The sequence below is a fragment of the Caballeronia sp. ATUFL_M2_KS44 genome, from assembly GCF_023630965.1.
Classification (GTDB): domain Bacteria; phylum Pseudomonadota; class Gammaproteobacteria; order Burkholderiales; family Burkholderiaceae; genus Caballeronia; species Caballeronia concitans.
This window is the reverse complement of sequence record NZ_JALQEA010000040.1, coordinates 1-258: the sequence shown is the minus strand read 5'-3', so window position 1 is coordinate 258 and position 258 is coordinate 1. Positions and strand designations below refer to the sequence as shown.

At 67.8% G+C, this 258-nt stretch carries 1 protein-coding gene; it reads right to left on the bottom strand.

Annotation, left to right across the window (positions count from 1 at the left end):
* On the bottom strand, window positions 1–258 hold a 258-nt coding region (locus tag NCR39_RS19215; RefSeq protein ID WP_502800245.1), incomplete at both ends, for a hydroxymethylglutaryl-CoA lyase-like TIM-barrel protein.

Here is a 258-nt window from a genome sequence, read left to right as displayed (position 1 = left end):
ACGTTGGCGAGGCCGAGGCCGCGAGTATTGTGAAAGTGCAGCGTCAGATCGGCGGCGGGGACGTGTTCGAGCACGCGTGCGACCAGCCGCGCGACCTGACGCGGATTCGCCATGCCGGTGGTATCCGCGAGCGTGATGCCGTCGATGCCCATTTCGCGATACGTCCGCGCGATCGACACGACGCGCTCTTCGTCGATGCGCCCCTCGAACGGGCAGCCGAACGCGGTCGCGACGGTCGCGTTCAGCGAAGCCTTGCCG